The sequence below is a fragment of the Bradyrhizobium sp. 17 genome, assembly GCF_023073515.1.
In the GTDB taxonomy this organism is placed as follows: Bacteria; Pseudomonadota; Alphaproteobacteria; order Rhizobiales; family Xanthobacteraceae; genus Bradyrhizobium; species Bradyrhizobium canariense_D.
Window position 1 is genome coordinate 1 of sequence record NZ_JADPJQ010000084.1, and the last position, 1,247, is coordinate 1,247.

The window sequence follows — 1,247 nt, forward strand, 5'->3', positions numbered from 1 at the left end:
CTGAGCTGCTGCCGGTTTGATGGACACCGAGATTGGGTGTTTTATCGAGCCAGAGGTGGGTCATGCAGAGACGGAAGTTCAGTCGAGAGTTCAAGATCGAGGCGGTCAAGCTCGTCAGGGAGCGCGGGGTATCTGTGGCGCAAGCTGGCCGAGACCTGGGCGTTCATGAGAACGTGCTGCGCAAATGGGTGAAGGAGTTCGGCTTCGACGCTGCGCAGTCGTTCCCCGGCCACGGGCAACTGAAGCCTGAGCAATTGGAGATCGAGCGGCTGCGGCGCGAGGTCAACAAGCTGAAGGCGGAGCGGGATATCCTAAAAAAGGCCGCTGCCTACTTCGCGAAGGAAGCGACATGAAGTTCGGCTTCATCGCGAAGCACCGGGGCATCTGGCCGGTGGCATGGCTATGCGAAGCGATGGGCGTGTCGCGGTCGGGCTTTCATGCCTGGCTGAACCGATCGCCCAGCGCCAGATCCCGGAGCGACGAGACCGTAGGCCAGCAGGTCAAGGTCAGCTTCCTTGCCAGTGACCGGACTTACGGCGCGCGGCGCGTCTGGCGAGACCTTCTGGCGGACGGCGTCGAATGCGGCCTGCACCGGGTCGAACGGCTGATGCGCCTGCAGGCCCTGCGGGCGCGGCCACGACGCCGGCGTCTGCCGAAGGACGCAGGCCATCGCCAGATTGCGAACGTGGCGTCGAATCTTCTGGATCGGCAGTTCGAGGCCGAGCGCCCGAACCAGAAGTGGATCGCCGACTTCACCTACATCTGGACGGCTGAGGGCTGGCTCTATGTGTCGGCGGTGATCGACCTGTTCTCGCGCCGGGTGGTCGGCTGGTCGATGAACGCCAGCATGACCGCCCAGTTGGTTGCGGACGCCCTGTTGATGGCGGTCTGGCGGCGCGGCAAGCCGGATGCCCTGATGCATCATTCCGATCGCGGCAGCCAGTACGTCAGCGAGCAGTTCCAGCGCTTGATGGCTGATAGCGGCATCGTCTGCAGCATGAGTCGGTCCGGCAACGTCTGGGACAACGCGGCGATGGAGAGCTTCTTCTCGTCGCTGAAAACCGAACGCACCGAGCGCAAAACCTATCGCACCAGGAACGAGGCCAGAGCAGATGTGTTCGATTACATCGAGCGGTTCTACAACACGACCCGACGTCACTCGACGATCGGTTACCTCAGCCCTGTTGAGTTCGAGCGCAAGGTGGGATTAGCTTAACCCGGTGTCCATCAAACCGGCAGCAGCTCAT

1 protein-coding gene is annotated in these 1,247 nt (G+C 62.5%); it reads left to right on the forward strand.

Going from position 1 to position 1,247, the window contains the following annotated elements; all coding sequences use genetic code 11:
• The first annotated feature begins 62 nt into the window (after positions 1-62).
• Positions 63-1,216, forward strand: a protein-coding gene (locus IVB13_RS16800) for an IS3 family transposase (RefSeq protein WP_088930867.1) whose coding sequence is annotated in 2 segments (ribosomal slippage) — positions 63-312 and positions 312-1,216 — 1,155 coding nt in all. Because the reading frame shifts where the segments join, the coding sequence is not laid out codon by codon here.
• Positions 1,217-1,247: the final 31 nt, after the last annotated feature.